A 385-nucleotide genomic window follows, 5' to 3' on the forward strand; every position below is an offset into this window, starting at 1 on the left:
CGTGATCGGTGCCTGCACCAATGCTGACAATGCCGGTCAGGTCGATGAATTACGTCTGAGTTTCCTGCTCAACGACACGCCGGAAGTGATCTACGGCGTGATCTGGCCCTTGTATCAGGCAGAAGACCAGCAAACCGCTATCGGTCTTGATGATCAGCAGGACTTACAAGGCGACATTCCTGAAATCCTGCGTCAGGCTGGCATCACCGACATCGTGCTGCTGGATGAAATTTTTTCTATGGAATTCTGCGACGACTGCGGCACACCGCTGTTTCCGGATCATGCAGGCGATCTGGTACATCCGGAAATGCCGGACGACATTCCCGCACCAGGTACTGCACATTTCCATTGAGATGAATTCTGTGCCCCGTCTTATGCGGGGCTT

1 protein-coding gene is annotated in these 385 nt (G+C 53.5%); it reads left to right on the top strand.

The window, feature by feature from the left end:
* A partial coding sequence (locus KDM89_RS20230; protein WP_212689665.1) for a DUF2863 family protein occupies positions 1-352 on the top strand: 352 nt, incomplete at its 5' end.
* Between the last annotated feature and the right edge of the window lie 33 nt (positions 353-385).

It is taken from the genome of Cognatundibacterium luofuense, from assembly GCF_018139685.1.
Classification (GTDB): Bacteria; Pseudomonadota; Gammaproteobacteria; order Burkholderiales; family Burkholderiaceae_D; genus Undibacterium; species Undibacterium luofuense.